Origin of the sequence: Arthrobacter sp. MYb221, assembly GCF_002979835.1 — a bacterium.
GTDB lineage: Bacteria > Actinomycetota > Actinomycetes > Actinomycetales > Micrococcaceae > Glutamicibacter.
This window is the reverse complement of sequence record NZ_PCPW01000006.1, coordinates 93,945-113,328: the sequence shown is the minus strand read 5'-3', so window position 1 is coordinate 113,328 and position 19,384 is coordinate 93,945. Positions and strand designations below refer to the sequence as shown.

Genomic DNA, 19,384 nt, shown 5'->3' with positions numbered 1-19,384 from the left:
CCTAGTGAACGAAGATCTTCTTCATTCGCTAGGTCTTGTACTTTAATGCGCCGTGAGACAAAACTGGCGCAAACGAAGGCAGCCGCAAATTCGGCGGCTGCCTTCGGCGAGTGTGTTGACCGTGCCTAGTTGCCGCGCTGCACAAATACGACAGTATCTTCCAAGGTCGCCGGTTTGCCGTCGGGATCGGTGACCTCGCGTTCGACAATTTCGGCTCGCAGGATTGTCCACGCATTCGAGTCCAGGCTCAGCGATTCCAGCTCGGAATCCGGGGTGGGGAATCGATGCTGAGCCATTTGTTCGTTGGAGGCCCAGGAGGGGGCCGCGGCGTGCGAAACCGCCAGCAAATGCCCGCCCGGGGCTACGAGCGAGGCGGCCTTCTGCATGATTTCTGCCCGCGGAATTTCGAAGGGGGCTTGGAAAAAGCTCAGGGTCACCAGGTCAAATCGCTCTTCGCTGTCCCAGGTGGTGAGATCCTCCGCGATGAAGCTGGCGTCTTTCTCGCTGAGTCCCTGCTCCTTTGCCGCGGAGCGTGCCCGTTCAACCGCGGTCGCAGAAATATCGACACCGGTTGCTTGCCATCCCTTGTTCGCCAGCCAGATGGTGTCTGCACCCTCTCCGCAACCGAAGTCCAGAGACCTGCCCGCGGGAAGATCTGCCACGATCTCGGCAAGCATTTTGTTGACGTTCCCGGACCAGATCCGTTCGGACTGTCCGTAGTGGCTCTCCCAGAAGGCCACCGCGTCCGGTGCTGTGGTGTGGTGGTGTTCGTGCATTGAGTCCCCGCTTAGCGATCATTGAAAGTAATGCCTTCAGCCTAAGGTGATTCCGCGATGCTGGCATCCGAATTTGCCTCACGCGCAAAAAGTGGGATCGCAATCGATGAAATTCACTCGTGGAGAGCCAAAGTTCGAGATAATTCGCACCCCGGTGGATGCGGAGCGAATGAGTGCGAGCCGGGCTCAGCCCGTAGGCTTTAACAAAACGAATCCGCACAAGAACCAAGGACATTTCATGGCCAGCAAAAAGAAGCAGGGCAAGAAGAACTCGGGCGCAGGAAACCCCGCAAAAGCAGCACAGCGCGGCCGCAGCGTCTTCAAAGTCCAGGCAGAAATTTCGGTAGATGCGATGCGCGAGGACTACGCCGCGTGGGTCACCGAAACCGTGCCGGCCTTCGGCGCCGCGGAAGCCGCTCAGATCGCTGAGATCCAGCTGGGCGTGGTGCGCTCGGTCGGCGCCGAATATGCCGAACTGGCGCGCAGCTCCAATCTGCGAGATATCGACCCAGAGCTCTTCGGACAGGTATTCGCCGAATTCTTGGTGAACCTGCCTGAGGGCCTCGAAGCCGAGCCAATCTTCACCGCCTGGCTGGACTACTTCTCCTTCCTGACCTCCCGTGGAACCTGGGAAGGCGGGGAAGAGAACCTCACCGAACTACGTGAACTGCTCGACGACGCGCTGAAGGGTTTCGCCGAGGAAGACGCGGAGCTGTGCGCACTGCTGCGCGGCACTGAACTGTACGCCAAGGTCAAGGCCTTCTCCGAAGCTCTGGGAGACGGCGTGGACATCAGCGCGTTCAGCGAAGCCGACAATGAGGCACGGGTTCGCGTGATGAACGCGGTCGGTGTGGACGCGGCGACGGTGAAGGTCGACGAGCCAGCCCCGGATGTGTTCGCCCACGTCTGGAACGCGGCCATACTCTCAGTTGTTGACCCTTCCGGCGGCAAGATCGTTCGCGACGAAGAGGCCTTCGCGCACTTTGTCGAAGGCGAAGAATCCGAGAGCGCGCAGCTGCTCTTCGAGATGGGCGTCGGCTGCGTGCAAAGCCACCTTATCCCTAACGATGCCTTCACCGAACGCGACGAAGCATTCTTCCTGGTGCTGCGGAATCTGCTGGTCACCGCCGTCACCGGCCGTGAGGCTGACTTCGAAGGGCTACGCCGCAATTGCGGTCCGAAGAACTTCGACGCGGTTCTTCCCGAAGCTCGTGAGGCACTGGCCTCGCTGGCGGCGTTCGGGCTGCTTCAGGTCAAGGGCGAAGAGTACGGTGTTGACGAGCGACTGCTACCGGTCATTTCTGCAGGCCTGAGCGAAGCGGAGAGCCTGATCGAAGAATCGGAATAGGCTTGCCGGCTACTCCGGGGAATCCTCCGCTCTGGCGAAAGCAATTTTGATGAGCTGACGCAGGATCTCCATCTCGATATCCTCCAGCTTTTTCACGTAAACACAGCCTGCTCCCTCGGTGTATTTTCCTAGCCGGGGGAGCAGTTGTGCGCCAGCTTCCTGATCTTTCAACCCGTAGATGGACAGTTGCGCCTTGCGGGGAGAGAAACCGGTCTTGAGCCAGATTCCGGTGTTCCTGGAGTTTGATGGTGAGACGTAGGTGTACTGCCCGTAGCCAATAATCGATGGCCCCCACAGCACCGGTTCAGCCCCTGTGACCTCGCGAAAGATGCTGTTGAGCAGTTGGCCGTCTTCGCGTCGTTTTATCGGGGTGGCCGACTGGATGAAGTCCTCCACGCTTGCGTTGGTAGGTCGGGTTTTCGCGGTGCTCACGTGGTCACCGGTTCGGGCGCTTGGAAAATTCGAGAGAGCTTGCGGTATTGCTTGCTGCTCATGGCCAGCAAGGCCACAACCACCATGATTAGTCCCGCGCCGAGGAAGATGAGCGCGATACCTCGTGCATCGCCCTGGCCAACAAGCCAACCGAAGCTTGCATCGCCCTCTTCGGTCTTCATGAACGGAATGATCAGGTACTGGGCTACCGGGGCGATCATAAATGCGGTGATGGGCGCTGCCGCGGCCTCCATCATCTGCGCAAACCCGAAGACCCGTCCCTGCCGCCGGAAGGGCACGACTTTCTGGATCACGGTCTGCTCGGAAGCTTCAACCGCCGGGATCAGGATCATGTACAACCAGATCCCCACGATGTAGAGCCAGGTCCATTCTCGGATGGTGAAGAGCGCACCGAGCATGCCCATCACCACCACGGCCAGCAATAGGGTTCGAATCGGGTTCTTGCCCAAGCCGAACTTGGCGATGAGCAGGCCGCCTATGATGAAACCCGTAGAAGCCAGGCCAAAGACGATGCCCCAGGCTTCTACGCTCATGATGGTCAGCCCATAGGGATCCATCAGCGCCATGTAGACCCCGCCGATGAAGTTATTGAACATGGAGAAAATGATCAGGGCGAACAGGCCCGGGATAGCCAGAACGGTGGTGAATCCGAGTTTGAGGTCGGTTCGCTTGGTATGCCCCGGTTCCACCTCGGGTGCTTCCTCGGGCAGCGATACCGTCAGCAAATGTACGAGCGTCACCACGACCAGAACCAACGCCAGGGTGAGCGTCCACCCCATGCCCAGCAGGCCAATGGACAGCCCGCTGAACACGCTGGTGACGATGAATGCGATGCCCTGCACCGTACCGACCAGCCCATTGGCGTTGGCGTGGCGTTCCACGGGAATCAGCAGGGTTACGGTGGTCGACAAGGCGATGCCACGCATCTGCTCAACCACGGCGCCGATGAGGATGACGCCGCAGAACAACCAGAATTGCCAACCGCCGATATTCAGGATGGCTTCGGTGGGCAACCACAGGTAGATCAACGCTGCCAAAGTGAACATGAGAGCGGTGAACACCGCAGAGAACACGAACACCGATTTCTTCTTGTGGTTATCCACGATGGTTCCGAACACCATGGAGAACAGCGCGATCAGCAGCATGAAGGTACCGCCGATGATTCCGGTGGCCATCACGTTTTCGGTTTCGAGGTAGACCCAGAACGTCAGCGCAAACCACAAGTAGCTCGTGGTGAGGTTTGCTACGGCGGTGTTGACGAGGATATGCATGAAGGATCGCTGCCCGTCGCGTGGAACCCCTGGGTTCGGCGCGATCGAGTCTAGTTCACGATCCGGAGGTACATCGGTCATCGGAGGGTCCCATGTTCATATGGTGCGCCAGTGTGTAGTAGTGAAAAGAATACTGACAACTACCGACAATGTCAGCGGGTCGGATAGGGAGCAACAGAACTTGTTGGCTCACTTGCCTTCGCGCAAATAATTATTCGGCAGGTCACATCCGGGAAATCAGGTTGTCATCGGATGTTGCAAGGCTATGAATATGGAAATCATCTTCAGGCAAGTCAGCGCCGCCGATCCGGCCGTGGAATTATCGATCTCCGAGCATTTGCGTGAGCTGAGCCCGACCGCGCCGCCGGAAAGCCGGCACGCGCTGAACAGCACACAGCTCGGGGAAAATGACATGACGATATTTGCCGGCTACCTCGGAGGCCAGATCGTAGCCTTGGGGGCGTTGCGGAACCTGGACAAGTCGAGAGCCGAGTTGAAAAGCATGCGCACCGCAGCGGCGCACCGCGGCAGGGGATTAGGCCGCGCGATGCTGGAACGTCTGATCGGGCAGGCCCGTGCGACCGGCATCAGCGAGCTCTATTTGGAGACGGGAACACACGATCATTTCATTCCTGCCCGCAAGTTATATGCCTCGGCCGGGTTCACCGTTTGCGAAGCGTTCGGTTCCTATGCCGAGGACCCGCACAGCGTCTTCATGCATCATCGGCTCGACTGAATCGGGCGCTGCTGCGCCTTAGCCGCCGAGTTTCCCGCCCAAACGCTCACGCATTCTCAGGCTTGCCTCGTTGAGGCCCAGTACCTGAACCTGCTTGCCGTACTTCTCGTATTTGTCCGTCACGGAATCCAGCGCTGCGATCGTGGAGGCGTCCCACAGATGGGAGGCGGACATGTCGATGATGATCCGTTGCGGATCCCCGGCGTAGTCGAACTGGGTGTAGAGGTCGTTGGAGGAAGCGAAGAACAATTCGCCGTCGACGGTGTAGATGGCCGCTTGGCCGTCTTCCACCCCGGTGACGCTGCGTTTGACCGTCACGAAATGCGCCACCCGGTTGGCGAAGAGCACCACCGCGGTGAGAACGCCCAGGCCCACACCGATGGCCAGGTTGTTGGTGGCCACGGTGAAAACCACGGTGACAACCATGACCGCGGTTTCGCTCTTGGGCATCATCTTCAGTGTGCTCGGGCGGATGCTGTGCCAATTGAATGTCGTGAACGACACGAAAATCATGATCGCGACGAGCGCCGCCATCGGTATCTGCGCCACGATGTCGCCGAAGAGCACTGCAAGCAAGAGCATGAATACGCCGGCGAACATGGTGGAGATGCGGGTACGCCCGCCGGAGGCCTTCACCCCGATCATGGTTTGGCCGATCATGGCGCAGCCGCAGATTCCGCCAAAGAATCCGGTCACGATATTGGCGGTCCCCTGGCCCCACGATTCTCGGGTCTTGCTTGACGGGGTGTCGGTGATGTCATCTACGAGTTTGGCCGTCAGCAGCGATTCCAGCAGGCCAACGAATGCGACTGCCAACGCATAGGGCGCGATTACCTTCAAGGTCTCCATGGTGTAGGGAACCTGCGGGATGATGAAGAAAGGCAGCGAATCGGGCAGTTCTCCCTTGTCTCCCACCGTAGGCACGGTGACCTTGGCGAACACGGTGATCAGGGTCAGCACCACGATCGCGACCAGCGGGGCGGGAACCGCCTTGGTGATCTTAGGGAAGAAATAGACTATGCCGAGACCGAGCAGCACCAGCGGGTAGACGACCCACGGCACTGCCGTCAGCTCGGGCATCTGTGAGAGAAAAATCAGAATGGCCAAGGCGTTGACGAAGCCGAGCATCACCTGTCTGGGGATGAAGCGCATCAGCTTCGCCACACCTAGCAGGGCGAGGACGACCTGAAAGATTCCGGCCAGAATGACCGCGGCGAACAGATAGTCCACCCCATGGCTTCGCACCAGGGGAGCAACCACGAGGGCCACCGCGCCGGCAGCCGCGGAGATCATTGCAGGACGGCCACCGGTAAAAGCGATCACGATCGACATGGTGAACGAGGCGAAGATGCCGATTCTGGGGTCCACTCCGGCAATGATCGAGAAGGCGATTACCTCCGGGATCAATGCTAGGGAAACTACTAACCCGGCCAGCAGCTCGGTTTTCAGAAGTCTCGGGGACTTCAGCGTGCGCCATACGGATTGGCGCTCTAGCGGGGTCAGGTCGGTGGCCACGGTCGCCATAGGGGCTCCATTCAGTTAGACATCCCCGAATCGAAAATGCGGAGGGGATCTGACAAAATTATCTCATTTGCCGAAGCCTCAGCCAGCGCCGCGTGCATGATGCGTACTACATGTCCGAGGCGAGTAGCCCCAAACGCAATCTTCGATGAGTGCCCCGATGGATGCCCCGAACTACGCTGCCTCTGTGGACAACGTTTTATTTCTATTGGCGATCGGTGTGGGATTTTCAACCCGGGAAGCTCGTGTGCACCGTGGTGTGGGCGTGAGGGACATGGTCGGAGCCCAATTGTCACCACCGTTTTCTTACGAAATGCCTCGCCGCTCGAGGGCGCCCGGCTTAACCAAGAATTCCCGCCGGCTAAGCCGGCGGGAATTCTAACGATCATCACTCGCACCTTCAATGAGGTAACTCCAGACTAAGAGTCGACTCTGTGCTGGAGCTGAGTAATTCCGCGAGATAACCCGACAATCAACTATCGGCCCGCTGACGAGGATTATCTTGCCGATTAACAAGAGCATCCCGCCGGTTGCCCGGCGGGATGCTCCCGATCATCACTCGCACCTTCAATGAGGTAATTCCACTCTAAGATACGACTCTATGCTGGAGCTTTGGTTTGGCTCGGTATTCAAGCAACGGGTAGCTTGCAGTCGAACTACCTGGCGCCGGAACCTAGGATCCATCTGGAGGCGAAAGAAAAAGAACTACCGAGTAAATGATCTGGGTGTTGGCTATTGGAGCTTCTCGGGCAAGCGCGGAATTTTGAGTCTAAGGTCTTGTCGGCCCGCTCGGCAATCGACACCGGAGCGACCGGAAAAGTTTGCCGATCATTTCGTCGACAGAGTCCTGGCCTTGGGTTGGAACCGCCGGGCTCGTGCCGCACAGTGGGTTGAACGGCCAAAATTGAAAAGCTCCCGTTGGATACAATCCAACGGGAGCTTTACGATCATCACTCGCACCTTCAATGAGGTACTTATAACTCTAAGCGCGCTTTCTGTGCAGGCACTTTGGCTGCGCTTCGGGTTTCCCGGTTCTAGAGCGTGCCGGGTCCAACAGGTATCTCTTCCCCGACATATACCTTGCCACCGCTTTCAAGGAACTGCCGGCTTTTCTCAGCCATCCCGGCCAATGCAGCCTGTGCCTCGGCGGATCCATATTCATCCCGAATGTCTTGGGAGATCCGCATGGAGCAGAATTTCGGGCCACACATTGAGCAGAAGTGCGCGGTCTTCGCTGGTTCCGCCGGCAACGTCTCGTCGTGGAACTCCTGCGCCGTAACGGGGTCCAGTGAAAGGGAGAACTGGTCATTCCAGCGGAATTCGAAGCGCGCCTTGCTCAGCGCATCATCGCGCGCCGTGGCGCCCGGGTGGCCCTTGGCGAGATCCGCCGCGTGCGCCGCAATCTTATAGGTGATCACCCCGGTCTTCACATCATCCCGGTTGGGCAGGCCCAGGTGCTCTTTGGGCGTGACGTAGCAGAGCATCGCGGTGCCATAGCGGGCGATTTCGGTCGCGCCGATTGCGCTGGTGATGTGGTCATATCCCGGAGCGATATCGGTGACCAGCGGGCCGAGCGTGTAGAACGGCGCCCCGTCGCAAAGCTCCTGCTGGCGTTCCACATTCTCGCGCACCAGATGGAAAGGGATATGCCCGGGGCCTTCGACCATCACCTGAACATCATATTTCCAGGCACGCTTGGTCAACTCCGCCAAGGTATCCAGCTCGGCGAACTGGGCCGCATCATTCGCGTCCGCGATGGAGCCTGGACGCAGCCCGTCGCCCAGGGAGAATGAGACATCGTAACGAGAGAAAATCTCGCAGAGTTCGTCAAAGTGGGTGTAAAGGAAATTCTCCTGATGATGGGCAAGGCACCAACCGGCCATAATCGACCCGCCGCGGGAGACCATTCCGGTGACCCGGTTGGCGGTCAGCGGGATGTAGCGCAGCAGCACACCTGCATGAATGGTCATGTAGTCCACGCCCTGCTCGCACTGTTCGATGACCGTGTCGCGGAAGATCTCCCAGGTCAGTTCGTTCGCTTCGCCGTTGACCTTTTCTAGTGCTTGGTAGATCGGGACGGTGCCGATGGGAACCGGCGAGTTGCGGATGATCCATTCACGGGTGGTGTGGATATCGTCGCCGGTGGAAAGGTCCATCACCGTGTCGGCACCCCATTTGGTAGCCCACTGGAGTTTGGAGACTTCCTCGGCGATCGAGCTGGTCACCGCCGAGTTGCCGATGTTCGCGTTGATTTTTACCAAGAAGGCCTTGCCGATGATCATCGGTTCGGATTCCGGATGGTTGATGTTCACCGGAAGGATTGCCCGGCCGGCCGCTAGCTCGCTGCGCACCAGCTCGACATCGCATTCTTCGCGCAGGGCCACATAGCGCATTTCCGGGGTGATGACCCCTTGCCGTGCGTAGTGCATCTGGGTGACCCGAGTCCCGGGTGCCGAACGCAACGGTGGTGCCGAGCGCCCGGCCCATTCGGCGCTCGCCGTGCCGCGGCGGACCGCGGATCTGCCATCATCGTGCAGGTTGCGCTCACGCCCGGCATAGGTCTCGACATCTCCACGCTCACGAATCCACGACTCTCGAAATGGTTTCAGCCCCGTGGTCGGGTCGCTTCCCGGGCCGCTGGTGCGGTACACCTGCAGCGGTTCGTTCGGCTCGCCGTTGGGGGCATCTGCCAGCTGGATCTGCGTGACAGGAACCGAAATTCCCGCAGACTCACGGTAGGCAATGGTGTGGGCAGAGTGCTGTTCAAATTGTTCCACTGTGGGAAACTCACTTCCTTCGCCGGCATTACCCGGACAGGTTCAACGGTCGCGGACGGCGTTAGCCCGATCTCAGCCCCTGCGAGGGCACCCGTGTGGTCTCAAACAAGGTATCACGACTGGCAACGTGGACTTGCAAGGAAGACGAGAAACTTTAAAGTGAAAAGCTCCCATTGGGCAATATCCAACGGGAGCCTTACGATCATCACTCGCACCTTCAAGGAGGTGTCTACGACATTACCCGGGGTTTCTATGTCAAAGCTGAGCATAAACTCGGCAATTCCGAAGAGCCGGGGTGACTACTTGTTCAGGCTGAGTTCCTGCGACGCGTCGACTTCGATCGCGGTCTTCTTCGCGGCGCTGGGAATGCAGGCCGCCAAGATTGCCGCGACCACGGAAATGCCAGCTCCAAGTATCAGCGCCACGCGGAATCCGGATTCTGACGGTAGTGAAGCTCCGCCGAAATCGGTGGTCATCTGGGCCAGCACCAGGCCGATGACCGCGGCGCCGGTGGTCGTGCCCAGCGAACGCATCAGCGTGTTAAAGCCATTGGCCGCAGCCGTTTCGCTGCGGGGGACTGCGCCCATGATGATCGCCGGCATGGCGCCGTAGGCCAGAGCCACACCACCGTTGATGACGAGGCTGGTGAGCATCAGGCTCCACGCGCTACCCATGCCGAGCAGGGTCAGGCAGTAGCCGACGGCGATGACCGAAACGCCAAGTACCAGCGTGAACTTCGGGCCTCGTGCGTCGGAAAGCCGCCCGCCGACAGGGGAGAGCACCAGCATCATCAGGCCGCCTGGAGCCATCCAGAGGCCGGCTGCGAGAATCGACTGGCCCAAGCCATAGCCGGTCTGCGACGGCAGCTGCAGGATCTGTGGCATGACCAGCATGCTGGCGTACATTCCGAAGCCGACGAAAATCGAGGCGATATTTGTCAGCAGCACGCGCGGAATAACAGCGGTGCGCAGGTCAACCAGCGGATCCTTGGTCCGTGTTTCCCAAATGCCCCAGATCAACAGCGTGAGGGCGGCCATTCCGAACAGGCCCAGCGTCAGCGGTGCCGCCCAGCCCCAAGAGGAGCCCTTGGAGACGGCAAGCATGAGCGAGATCAGGCCAATGCCCAGCCCAATGGCGCCCAGCCAGTCGAAGCGCTGTCCGGCGGCGCCGGCCGGCAGGGCAGGAATGAGTTTCCAGATGGCGACAACTACCAGCAGCGTGACTACCGCGCTGCCGTAGAACAGGGCGCGCCAGTTGGCGAAATCAATGACGGCGGCGGAAATCGGCATGCCGATGGCGCCACCGACGCCCAGCGTGGCGCTGACCGTGGCAATGGCCGAAGACAGGCGTTCCTTCGGGACAAGGTCACGCAGCATGGCGATGCCCAGTGGCACCATGCCCGAGCCTAGGCCTTGCAGTGCGCGGCCGACGATCATGACCTCCACCGTGGGGGCCATGGCGCACACGATGGAACCGAGGATCAGTGGCAGCGCCAGGATGAGCAGCATGCGCCGTTTGCCAAAGAGGTCGCCCAAGCGCCCGGAAATTGGTACTGCCACCGCGGCTGCAAGTAGCGTGGCGGTGATGATCCACGCGGTGTTTGAGGCTGAGGTATCAAAAATGCCGGGCAGCTGTGGGATCAGCGGCGTGACCATGGTCTGGGTGATCGACGAAGCGATGCCCGCGGAGGCGAGAACGGCGACGGCTAGACCTGAGCCGGGAATCCCGGCAGAGGTGGGTTTGGACACGAGAGCCTCTCAGAGTGAATGTGTAAGATACATAAAATGTTCATAATACATGTTCGGGTATGATCGAATGAGTAGAAGTGGAGAATTAGGTACATGAAACGCCGCACAGCAGATATCGAGTATGAGCAAACGCTGCTCAGCCGCTACACCATCGCGCAGCGCCGAAGCGGTGATGGCTTGGATCGCAGCGTCTATCTGCTGATGAGCCGCATCGAAGTCCAGGGGCCGATGTCGATCGGTGAAATGAGCACGGTTTTTCTCCTCGACGCCTCGACCCTGCAACGTCAAACCACCACCGCTGTGCGGGACGGCTATCTCGAACGAATCCTCGATCCGGCGGGCAGTGTTGCGCGAAAGTTTGCCTTGACCGAACTGGGGCAGCAGCGGCTCACGGAGGTTCGCGAGCATTCGGTCAGCGCAATCGACCGCATTACCTCGGATTGGCCGGCCGAAGAAGTCAACAAATTCGCAGAACTTCTGCATAAGTTCAATGCGTCAATCGAGGACTACCGCGAACAGCAGGGCGGTAAATAGTCGGCTACGCGTCAAGGGTGCGTAATGCATATAAATCAGCTCGCTGGTGCTCAAAAGTATGTATGTCTGCCTATATTCCCGGGATTCAAGAGCACCTAATGTTGAGTCCATGACACAGCGCACGCCAGCCGCGGCCCAACCACTAAATGTGGCAATCGTTCCGGACTCCTTCAAAGGCAGCGCCCGGGCCAGCGAAGTCGCGGACGCGATCGCCGCAGGGGTGAATGCGGCTGCTACCTCTGTGGCCCGTACGGTATCGATCACCGCCGTTCCCTTTGCCGATGGCGGCGAGGGAACCCTCGATGCGTTGATCGACGCTTGGGGAACCGAAGCGAAGGTCGTTGAAACAACCGATGCGCTGGGCAGGACCGTCAACTCGCGTTTCGGGTTGTCTGCAGACGGAACGATCGCCGTGATCGAGGCGGCGGAAGCCGCGGGATTGCCCCAGGTCAGTGACGTACCGCGGCAACCACTTCAAGCCACCACTTTTGGGCTGGGCCCACTTGTCATTCAAGCCTTGGAGCTTGGAGTGCAGCGAATCATTCTTTGTCTTGGTGGCTCGGCCACCACCGATGGCGGAGCTGGATTGCTCGCAGCTCTGGGTGCGAAGTTCCTCGATGCTCAGGGCAAAGAATTGGCTGCGGGCGGTGGTGCGCTGAACGACCTGGCGAGCATCGATATCTCCGGTCTGGATTCGCGAGCTTCTCGAGTCAAATGGCAGATCGCCTGCGATGTCACCAATCCGTTGCTGGGAGAAAACGGGGCCGCCGCGGTTTTCGGACCGCAAAAGGGCGCCTCGCCCCAGGAAGTGGAAGCACTGAATGCGGGACTGGCTCGGCTCGCTGACACCTTGGAAACCGCGTCCGGTCGAAAGCTGCGCGAGCAGCCCGGCATGGGAGCCGCCGGCGGCTTGGCGCTCTGCCTTGGATCCTACTGCGAGGTTGAGCTCGTGCCCGGGTGGGAACTGGTAGCGCAGGCTTTGAACGCGCACCAGATTCTTGCCGACGCGCAGCTGGTCTTTACCGGTGAGGGGCGCCTGGATTCGCAATCCCTGCAGGGCAAGGTGGTCAGCGGGGTGCTGCAGGCTGCGCGCAGAGATGCAGACATTATCGTGATCGCCGGATCCGTAGACCTTGCCGAGGAGCTGCTCGCCGAGTCGGGAATTCTCGCAGCTTATTCGATAGCACAGGGCCCGGCCGATCTCGGTGAGCTTTCATCGCAGGCTTTGGAGCTCATCCGGCGCACCGCATATCAGGTGGCGCGCACTTACCTGCATTAAAGTAGGCGCCTATTCGGGCGCTTGCCGGATCGGCGCTGAGCAATCCGGCATTCATGATCACGCGCACCGGCTCCTCGTAATATTTGCCACTGTCCGCATGGCTCCCCGCGTAGTTCGGCAGAAGACCCGAATGATTACACACCTGAGTTGAATCCTTCACACCAAGATTTTCACACCAAATTGGGCGAGTGGCCGTGGTGTGCCGCTGCAGACGGACCCGACACAAACGCCTCGGTCCGGATCCAGCCCTATGGGCGTTGCGCAGGACCAGACGCCCGTGACGTGAAACGCGATGTTGAACAGGAGCATGCAGAGATTCTTGCTTCGGCCCTGGATCGCGATGCGCGATGGGCTGGTGAACTGTTGTGTAACGGCGCGGCGAGGCTCCCCTGTTCTCCGCACGAACCGTCCGCTTCCTGAACGCGTAGTTCAGGACGTAGCTGGTTGCGTAGGAGGGGAAGTCTAGGGCGAACAATCTGGGTCGGCCCGGAAATCGTGGTGTGTATGGAGCCAGGAACCGTGAAATTCAGCTGTTTTTGAGGCCAATCTTTCGAGTCTGAGATGCCGAGGTGGGGAGTGGCGTAGCTTCAGAAGCGAGTCGCTCAGGGTGGGCGCGCGCGGATGAATAATCTTTTGAATTGCTCCAAACAGGCGACCGGGCGGACAGCCGGGAATATCTAGCCTGCATCGTAGCTTGGCACCAGTATGGCAATCAATGACAAATCGGTACAGAGTGAACAACGCACAGCGCTCGTGGTTGGAGCGACGGGCATCGCAGGATCTGCACTTGTGGAGACCCTCGCCACCGCAGGATGGTCAGTTATTGCCTTGTCCCGCAGGCCGGGGGCTGATCGCGACGGAGTGCGCTGGCTTTCCGCGGACCTGACTTCGGCTGAATCAGTGGCGGCCGTTCTCGCTTCTGAACATCCGACGCACGTCTTCTTCACCGCTTGGTCGCGGCAGGACTCTGAGGAAGAGAACATCACTGTCAACGCAGGCATGTTGCGAGTTCTCTTGGCCGCGCTGCGGGACAAGCCGGTTGCCCATGTGGCTCTGATGACGGGGCTAAAGCACTACCTTGGTCCTTTCGAAGCCTACGCCGCCGGCGAGATGCCGGATACTCCGTTCCATGAAGAAGAACCGCGGCTGCCCGTTCGGAACTTCTACTACGCGCAAGAAGACGAGTTGTTCGCCGCGGCCGCCGAGCAGGGGTTCACCTGGTCCGTGCACCGCGCGCACACCGTCATTGGGCATGCTGTGGGAAACGCAATGAATATGGGGCTCACGCTCGCCACGCAAGCAACGCTGTGCAAGGAAACGGGAGAACCGTTCGTCTTCCCGGGCTCAGAAATGCAATGGAACGGGCTGACTGACATGACAGACGCCGGTCTGCTTGCAGAGCATATGCTCTGGGCTTCGACGACCCCTGGCGCCGCCAATGAGGCCTTTAATATCGTCAATGGCGATGTCTTTCGGTGGCGCTGGATGTGGCCGAAGCTCGCCGCGCACTTTGGAGTTGAATGGGAAGGCTACCAACAGGCGCCTCGGCCTCTCGAGCAAGCCATGAGCGGCCGGGAAAGGCAGTGGAGTGAGTTGGCGCTGAAGCACGGGTTGGCGGAACAAAAGCTGGATCGCATGGCTTCGTGGTGGCACGCCGACGGTGACCTAGGGCGAAACATAGAAGTGGTGGCAGACATGGGGAAGAGCAGGGTGGCTGGCTTTACCGGGTATCGTCGAACATTTGATGCTTTCGTGGCGCTGTTCGACCGCTATCGCGTGGATCAACTCATCCCCTAAGTAGCGTCTATCTCGGGGCCAGAGAGACGAGCGTCGCCGCAACGGCTTAGCCGTCCACGTCGAGAATAAACAGGCGCAGCAGCTGGGAATGCGCTGTTATCGAAGCATTTACCCGGCCTGGGCGGGGGATCAAAGGCTGGTGAAAACGGAATCTCCGTAGGTGGGAATTTTCGCGGGATTGCGGGCCGGCGTCGGGGCGTAGTTCTCCAGCGGAGAAATATCGCGGTTGAGCTGAGGGCGGGTCATTCCCAGTTTTGTGCACAGAACTGGGAATGACGTACGTAAAACTCGGCACTATGCGCTCTTGACGTCCGAAGAGGTTCTCGTAGCGATGGTCAATGACGAGCGAGATGCACAGCATCAGAACGAGTTTATGGAGTCGAGCGATGATCATTTCACCGAAGGCCACCCGTTCATGACGAAACTGTAGCCGGAGCAGGTTTGGGTACTTAACTTCACTGGAATTCCAGGTTCCATCGGCTGAGCAAGAACATGAAAGTTATTGTTAACCCAATGGATCATCTGGCTTAACTAGAACGTTCGCAGGAGTCACTTCCATGAATCGATCAGGGAGAAGCTGAGTCTTTTGGGCTCCTACTTAAGTATTATTGACACGGTGAAATTTATTTGATTTATGCTGTTTACCTGAGGTTAGTTAGATATTCAAAGAATAAAACTCGTAATAATTGAGAATATTCACCGCAGGAAACTCGACCACTGTTAGTTTTATTTACATCAACACCCGTTGATAACGTGGACTTTTATTCACATCGTACTTTCTGGAGGAATCATGGATCTGGTCAATACTCTCTTGGAGATCATTCTCGGCCTTCTCGGTGGGCTCGGCGGCTAAAGCCCCGCAATGTAGTACTTTTTGATAATGTCCCGCCGAAGGCAAAGCCTTCGGCGGGACATTATTTTTTATTTATGCATTGAAGAGACGGGTTAGTGGCTCGGGCTGAGGAGTCTTGGCCTCGACTCGACGCAATTCTTTATGCGGCGCCATCGGCACAATAGCGCGTTCCTGACGGGAATGTTCGGGCCAGATTCCTAGCTTGCCCGAGGGAGAATGGCTGTAGGATCCAGGGCATCCTTGATCTTTGGCCGTAGTCGGTGCGCAGTGTTGCGTTGAAAACAAATCCACCGAAACTGCGATCCACGTGCCTGCAGCATCCAGCAGCTCTGCATGCAGGGGATGGGTGTGGCGCACGCCGCCGATCGTCAATGCGCTGGGAACTCAGGATGCGGCTCTACTTGCGGGGGCCGTGCAGTGAGCGAACCGACGACTACTCGGTTCCTCGGCCTGGGGCAGGCCTCCATGGTCCTCCGCTACTGGGGGCGTGGTTCGGTCCGAGGCTTATCCACCGCCGAGTCCAGAGATCTCATGCCAGGGGTGGACTTGGAGTACGCACAGTTACACCCGTCCGCTGAGGACGTGGCGCCACAGGCTTTCATAGGCTTGTGTTGTGATGAAGAAAAACCTTGTTCCCTTGATAGCACTAGCCATTCCGACCACTTTGCTGCTGACCGGATGTGACGTCAGTCAGCTAACCGAAGACAAATATGAGCAGTCGGCCTCCAAAACCGCAAAGACTTCCGCAGAAGGCGTAGCTTCCGGGTTGCTTCCCAGCTGGGCTCCCAATGGTGGAACCGACGTCCGCCTGGAGCAACGCAGCACCGGGCACGAGCGAATTTTCACCATGGACTACTCAGGTGAACTTCCAAGCGGCAAATGCGAGCCGCTGGCTAACACCGGCGTTCCCAGCGCCAAGGAACTGGAAAAAGGCTACGCCGCCGATTCGCGGACCAAGGACATGGCACCAGAGGATTTCGTGACCTACCGAACCCTCGAAGCCGACTGGTGGCCGGCGGACGCTGAATTGCAGAGCACCGCGCTCTGTGGACGTTGGTGGGTGCACCAAGATGCAGGCAAGCTGTACGCTTTCGCGCCAGATGTTGCCAGCGTGGCCGAGGCAATCGTCAAGGAGCGCGCCGAGGCCGAGTAAGCCCGGCCTAGGAGGAGGGCGGCAGGGTCAATACTTGAGGCGCCCCCTCGGTGATCAGTACCGTGTGTTCGGTATGCGCGGTACGGCAACCCGTTGCGCTTCGCAAGGTCCAGCCATCGGGATCGGTGATGAGCTTCGCGGTGTTTGTCATAACCCATGGTTCCAGCGCGAGCATTAATCCGGGAACCAGCTTATAGCCTCGGTTGGGCCGTCCGTTGTTCGAAATGTGAGGTTCCTGATGCATTGTCGAGCCGATCCCGTGGCCGCCGTATTCGGTATTGATCGAGTACCCGGCCTCGCGCAAGACTGTGCCGATGGCATAGGAAATATCGCCAATTTTGGCCCCTGGCCGGGCCGCATCAATTCCGGCAGCTAACGCGTGTTCCGTGGCTTGGATCAGCTGGGTGCTTGCGGTGTCCTGGGTCGGCCCCACGATAAAGCTGATGGCAGCATCAGCGGCGATGCCTTCCTTGGAAATCGCAAGATCCAGGGTCAGTAAATCACCGTCGGCCAGTGCGTAGTCGTGGGGTAATCCGTGCAGCACCGCATCGTTGACCGCGGTGCAGATGTAATGGCCGAATGGTCCGCGTCCAAAAGCTGGTGCGTAATCGACATAGCAGGATTCTGCGCCTGCTCCGAGGATCATCTCGCGGGCCCAAGCGTTGATGTCCAAAAGGTTGGTGCCCACCACGCTGCGGTCCCGCAGGGTTTGCAGGATCTGCCCCACGAGAGCTCCGGTGACCTTAGCCCGGGCAGCTTCGTGGGAATTCAGGATCTCGATCATGCGAAGCCTTTCATAAAACCAATAACAATACCGTCCATACTATACCGGTACTATAATTGGTTTTATGGTTAGATTGCCCCTCACTTTTGAAGAACTCGAACGCGGCGAGCGCCTCGGCGCCCTCTTGCGCCGGGCAAGAGCCGAACGGACCATGGTTGACATTGCCTTTGACGCGGGAATTTCCCCGGAGACGTTACGCAAGATCGAGTCCGGGCGAGTGGCCACCCCCGCATTCTCAACTATTGCCGCCATCGCGGGGGTCCTTGGACTCTCGCTGGATGAACTTTGGAATTCCGTGCTTGCCCAAGAGCCGGACGCCAGCGGTGCCCGATCCAGCCGAATGGCGCGCGAGCGGCTTGCGAGCTAGTTCGCTGAAATGCTGCGCTTTCGAAGCGGATCACGCCCCTGGCGATCGCTCCGCTCTCCTGTGCCCAATAGTCCTCATTGATCTTTTCCAGCGGAATCTCCTGCGCGATCAAATCATCTAAGTTCAGCCGACCTTGTTGATGAAGTTCCGCATAGTACGGAGCGCCCTGGCGGGCGTTCGAGGGGCCCTTTCAAATCCCGTGCAGGCTGCGTTGGTGCATGGGCATGCCTAGCATGGCGTTGAGTCCTAGTGGCTTGCCCTGTGGCAACCCGATGAGGTGCACGTGCCCGCGGGTTCGATCTAAGCGAGGGCTTCCTTGCCCAGCGGCGGTCTTCATCTACTACCTGGATGCTGAAGCTGTCACCGGTGATAATGAAACGTGCTGAATGTATGCGTGCTCGAGTACATGGCCGCGGGCCTCGCAGAAGGTGCCGAACTGGTTACCTGCGGAGAACCGGTGAGCGCGGAGGGCCCTTCGTTCCGCCAACCGTCCTGAACAATGTGAAGCCGAAATGTCGGTGTCAAAAGAAGAGATCATTGGGCCGGAGCTCTCGGACACAAAATTCAGTGATGAAGATTCCCGCGCGGTCGTACTGCGCCAAGCCTTCGGCAATGGCTGCGGGCTGAATTCGATCATTTTCACCCGAGACATCTCCGAGGCGTTGCTGATTGCGAAGAAAATCCAGGCTGGCAATCTCCGCGTGAATACCGGAGCCGGCATGGACGCGAACATGCCATCTGGCGGTTTCAAGCAGTCCGGCTGGGGTATGGAAAGGGTCCCAGCGACTCGGACGGCTAGGATAAAACCATGAGCGAACAGGAGCAGCCCCGGCTAGGCAGCGCACTGGCGCAAAAGGTCGTCGACACCATCGCGCCGACGATTAACCGCCATGTCAATATCATGAATGCCCACGGGGTGATCATTGCTTCCACCGATGCGGCCCGCATCGGAACGCATCACGAGGGCAGCGCCGAGGCGATCCGCCGCAACCAGATCATCCGCGTCAGCCAGGCCGATGGCAGCGCCGGAACCCAGCCCGGGGTCAACGTTCCGCTCACATTGGATAATCAGCTGTGCGGGGTCGTCGGCGTCACCGGAGCCCCGCATGAGGTCGAGCCGCTAGCCGATCTGATTGCACTGACCGTGCAGTTGCTCTTCACCCAGGAACGCGAGCACTCGCGCAGTACCCGCCGTGAAACAGAAGCCCGGGACATTATCTCCGCGTTGCTGGCCGGATGGGCCGAGCCAGAAGCCATTGACCGGAGCCTGGCAGCGCACGGCCTGCGCGGACCAACGCAACTGGAGGCATGGATCCCGCGCAGCGCGCAGGATCCATTGCTGGATGTACCGGCCGTTGAGGGCCGGCGCACTTCCTGGATCAACCTCTCCGGTGCGTTCTGGCGGATCCGGCTGGCGAACGAACCGGCCTTCGAGGAAGACCAAGGCGCAACGGAGCGCTATCTTGCCTCCGCCCCGGCAGAAGGCGCCGGACACCTGCTGGCCGAAGCCGAAGCCCTCCGTGCCCTCGTGGCGCTCCCGGCGCTGATACCCCAGCGACGAAACCGGGAGATCTGGAGCCCGGAAATCGCCACCGCTATCGCGCGCACACCGGCGCAGAGCCTGAGCCATATTGCCCGGCCCGCCCGGGACTTGAGCGAAGAGCAAGCGAAGACGCTGCTGGTCGTCACTGCCGCAGCATCGATGACCCAGGCCGCAACCGAACTGCACATACACCGCAATACCCTGGTGCAGCGTCTGGAGCGCGTAGCCCTGATCGCCGGGGTGGACATCCGCCACACCGGCCAGGCGGTGCGGCTGCAGCATGCCATCTACGCAGCGGTCGCCCTAGACCAGAAACACATATTCTAGGAATTTCCGGCATAAGAATATGGGCGTGCGCCCATAGGTGATTGAGTCCGCAGTCCCTAGTATTGGCAAGATGCTCGAAGTTGAGCGCCCGCTGAACCGGTCCTCCCGGCCGATACA

General features: G+C 59.3%; 16 protein-coding genes, 1 pseudogene and 1 riboswitch. Of the genes and pseudogenes, 10 read left to right on the top strand and 7 right to left on the bottom strand.

Translation table 11 applies throughout. The annotated features are described in order from the left end of the window. Positions 1-125: 125 nt before the first annotated feature. Positions 126-776, bottom strand: a complete 651-nt coding sequence (locus CQ015_RS09300) for a bifunctional 2-polyprenyl-6-hydroxyphenol methylase/3-demethylubiquinol 3-O-methyltransferase UbiG (RefSeq protein WP_105649978.1) — start codon at positions 774-776, stop codon at positions 126-128. 238 nt (positions 777-1,014) lie between these two features. Here CQ015_RS09300 and CQ015_RS09295 point away from each other — a divergent pair, with 238 nt between their 5' ends. Then, positions 1,015-2,124 (top strand): hypothetical protein, encoded by a 1,110-nt coding sequence (locus CQ015_RS09295; protein WP_096282686.1) that lies wholly within the window; start codon positions 1,015-1,017, stop codon positions 2,122-2,124. A gap of 9 nt (positions 2,125-2,133) precedes the next feature. Here the strand turns inward: CQ015_RS09295 and CQ015_RS09290 are convergent, their stop codons facing one another. Both CQ015_RS09290 and CQ015_RS09285 read right to left on the bottom strand, forming a co-directional pair. Continuing rightward, a complete protein-coding gene (locus tag CQ015_RS09290; RefSeq protein ID WP_105649977.1) occupies positions 2,134-2,556 on the bottom strand; it encodes a DUF1801 domain-containing protein in 423 nt (140 codons plus the stop codon). Continuing rightward, positions 2,553-3,929 carry an MFS transporter gene (locus CQ015_RS09285; protein WP_105553946.1) on the bottom strand — a complete coding sequence of 459 codons (1,377 nt, stop codon included), beginning with the start codon at positions 3,927-3,929 and terminating at the stop codon, positions 2,553-2,555. Before CQ015_RS09285 ends, CQ015_RS09290 begins: the two co-directional genes overlap by 4 nt. 190 nt (positions 3,930-4,119) lie before the next feature. On the opposite strand from CQ015_RS09285, the gene CQ015_RS09280 reads away from it, so the two are divergent. Next, positions 4,120-4,584: a GNAT family N-acetyltransferase gene (locus tag CQ015_RS09280; RefSeq protein WP_105649976.1), complete on the top strand. Its 465-nt coding sequence runs from the start codon at positions 4,120-4,122 to the stop codon at positions 4,582-4,584. Positions 4,585-4,602: 18 nt separating this feature from the next. Here CQ015_RS09280 and CQ015_RS09275 read toward each other — a convergent pair whose 3' ends face one another. The 3 genes from CQ015_RS09275 to CQ015_RS09265 form a co-directional block, all read right to left on the bottom strand. Next, entirely contained in the window at positions 4,603-6,108 is a 1,506-nt protein-coding gene (locus CQ015_RS09275) for a SulP family inorganic anion transporter (RefSeq protein ID WP_105649975.1), read from the bottom strand. 1,031 nt (positions 6,109-7,139) lie between these two features. Beyond that, entirely contained in the window at positions 7,140-8,882 is a 1,743-nt protein-coding gene (gene thiC, locus CQ015_RS09270) for a phosphomethylpyrimidine synthase ThiC (protein WP_105649974.1), read from the bottom strand. Then, positions 8,880-8,987, bottom strand: a riboswitch (TPP riboswitch). Its footprint overlaps the gene before it by 3 nt. A 194-nt stretch (positions 8,988-9,181) precedes the next feature. Next, positions 9,182-10,630 carry an MFS transporter gene (locus CQ015_RS09265; protein ID WP_105553942.1) on the bottom strand — a complete coding sequence of 483 codons (1,449 nt, stop codon included), beginning with the start codon at positions 10,628-10,630 and terminating at the stop codon, positions 9,182-9,184. Between the two features lie 93 nt (positions 10,631-10,723). Between CQ015_RS09265 and CQ015_RS09260 the strand changes: the two genes are divergently transcribed. The 5 genes from CQ015_RS09260 (at position 10,724) to CQ015_RS09245 (ending at position 16,246) form a co-directional block, all read left to right on the top strand. Then, positions 10,724-11,164, top strand: a complete 441-nt coding sequence (locus CQ015_RS09260; protein WP_096257478.1) for a MarR family winged helix-turn-helix transcriptional regulator — start codon at positions 10,724-10,726, stop codon at positions 11,162-11,164. Between the two features lie 109 nt (positions 11,165-11,273). Then, positions 11,274-12,443, top strand: coding sequence for a glycerate kinase (locus tag CQ015_RS09255; protein ID WP_105649973.1), 1,170 nt, complete (start codon positions 11,274-11,276; stop codon positions 12,441-12,443). A gap of 705 nt (positions 12,444-13,148) precedes the next feature. Continuing rightward, positions 13,149-14,240 (top strand): SDR family oxidoreductase, encoded by a 1,092-nt coding sequence (locus CQ015_RS09250; protein WP_105649972.1) that lies wholly within the window; start codon positions 13,149-13,151, stop codon positions 14,238-14,240. Positions 14,241-14,544: 304 nt separating this feature from the next. Further along, positions 14,545-14,670 (top strand): hypothetical protein, encoded by a 126-nt coding sequence (locus CQ015_RS19365; RefSeq protein WP_258138188.1) that lies wholly within the window; start codon positions 14,545-14,547, stop codon positions 14,668-14,670. Between the two features lie 1,039 nt (positions 14,671-15,709). Next, positions 15,710-16,246: a hypothetical protein gene (locus CQ015_RS09245; RefSeq protein WP_105649971.1), complete on the top strand. Its 537-nt coding sequence runs from the start codon at positions 15,710-15,712 to the stop codon at positions 16,244-16,246. A 7-nt stretch (positions 16,247-16,253) separates the two neighbouring features. Here CQ015_RS09245 and map read toward each other — a convergent pair whose 3' ends face one another. Next, entirely contained in the window at positions 16,254-17,030 is a 777-nt protein-coding gene (gene map, locus CQ015_RS09240) for a type I methionyl aminopeptidase (RefSeq protein WP_096257486.1), read from the bottom strand. A gap of 64 nt (positions 17,031-17,094) precedes the next feature. Here map and CQ015_RS09235 point away from each other — a divergent pair, with 64 nt between their 5' ends. From CQ015_RS09235 to CQ015_RS09225, 3 genes and pseudogenes are all read left to right on the top strand, one after another. Next, entirely contained in the window at positions 17,095-17,397 is a 303-nt protein-coding gene (locus CQ015_RS09235; RefSeq protein WP_096257488.1) for a helix-turn-helix domain-containing protein, read from the top strand. A gap of 509 nt (positions 17,398-17,906) precedes the next feature. Continuing rightward, a pseudogene (locus CQ015_RS09230) lies at positions 17,907-18,209 on the top strand (aldehyde dehydrogenase family protein); the annotation flags it as partial. Further along, entirely contained in the window at positions 18,206-19,267 is a 1,062-nt protein-coding gene (locus CQ015_RS09225; RefSeq protein WP_105649970.1) for a sugar diacid recognition domain-containing protein, read from the top strand. The pseudogene CQ015_RS09230 and the gene CQ015_RS09225, both read left to right, overlap by 4 nt. Positions 19,268-19,384 lie beyond the last annotated feature (117 nt).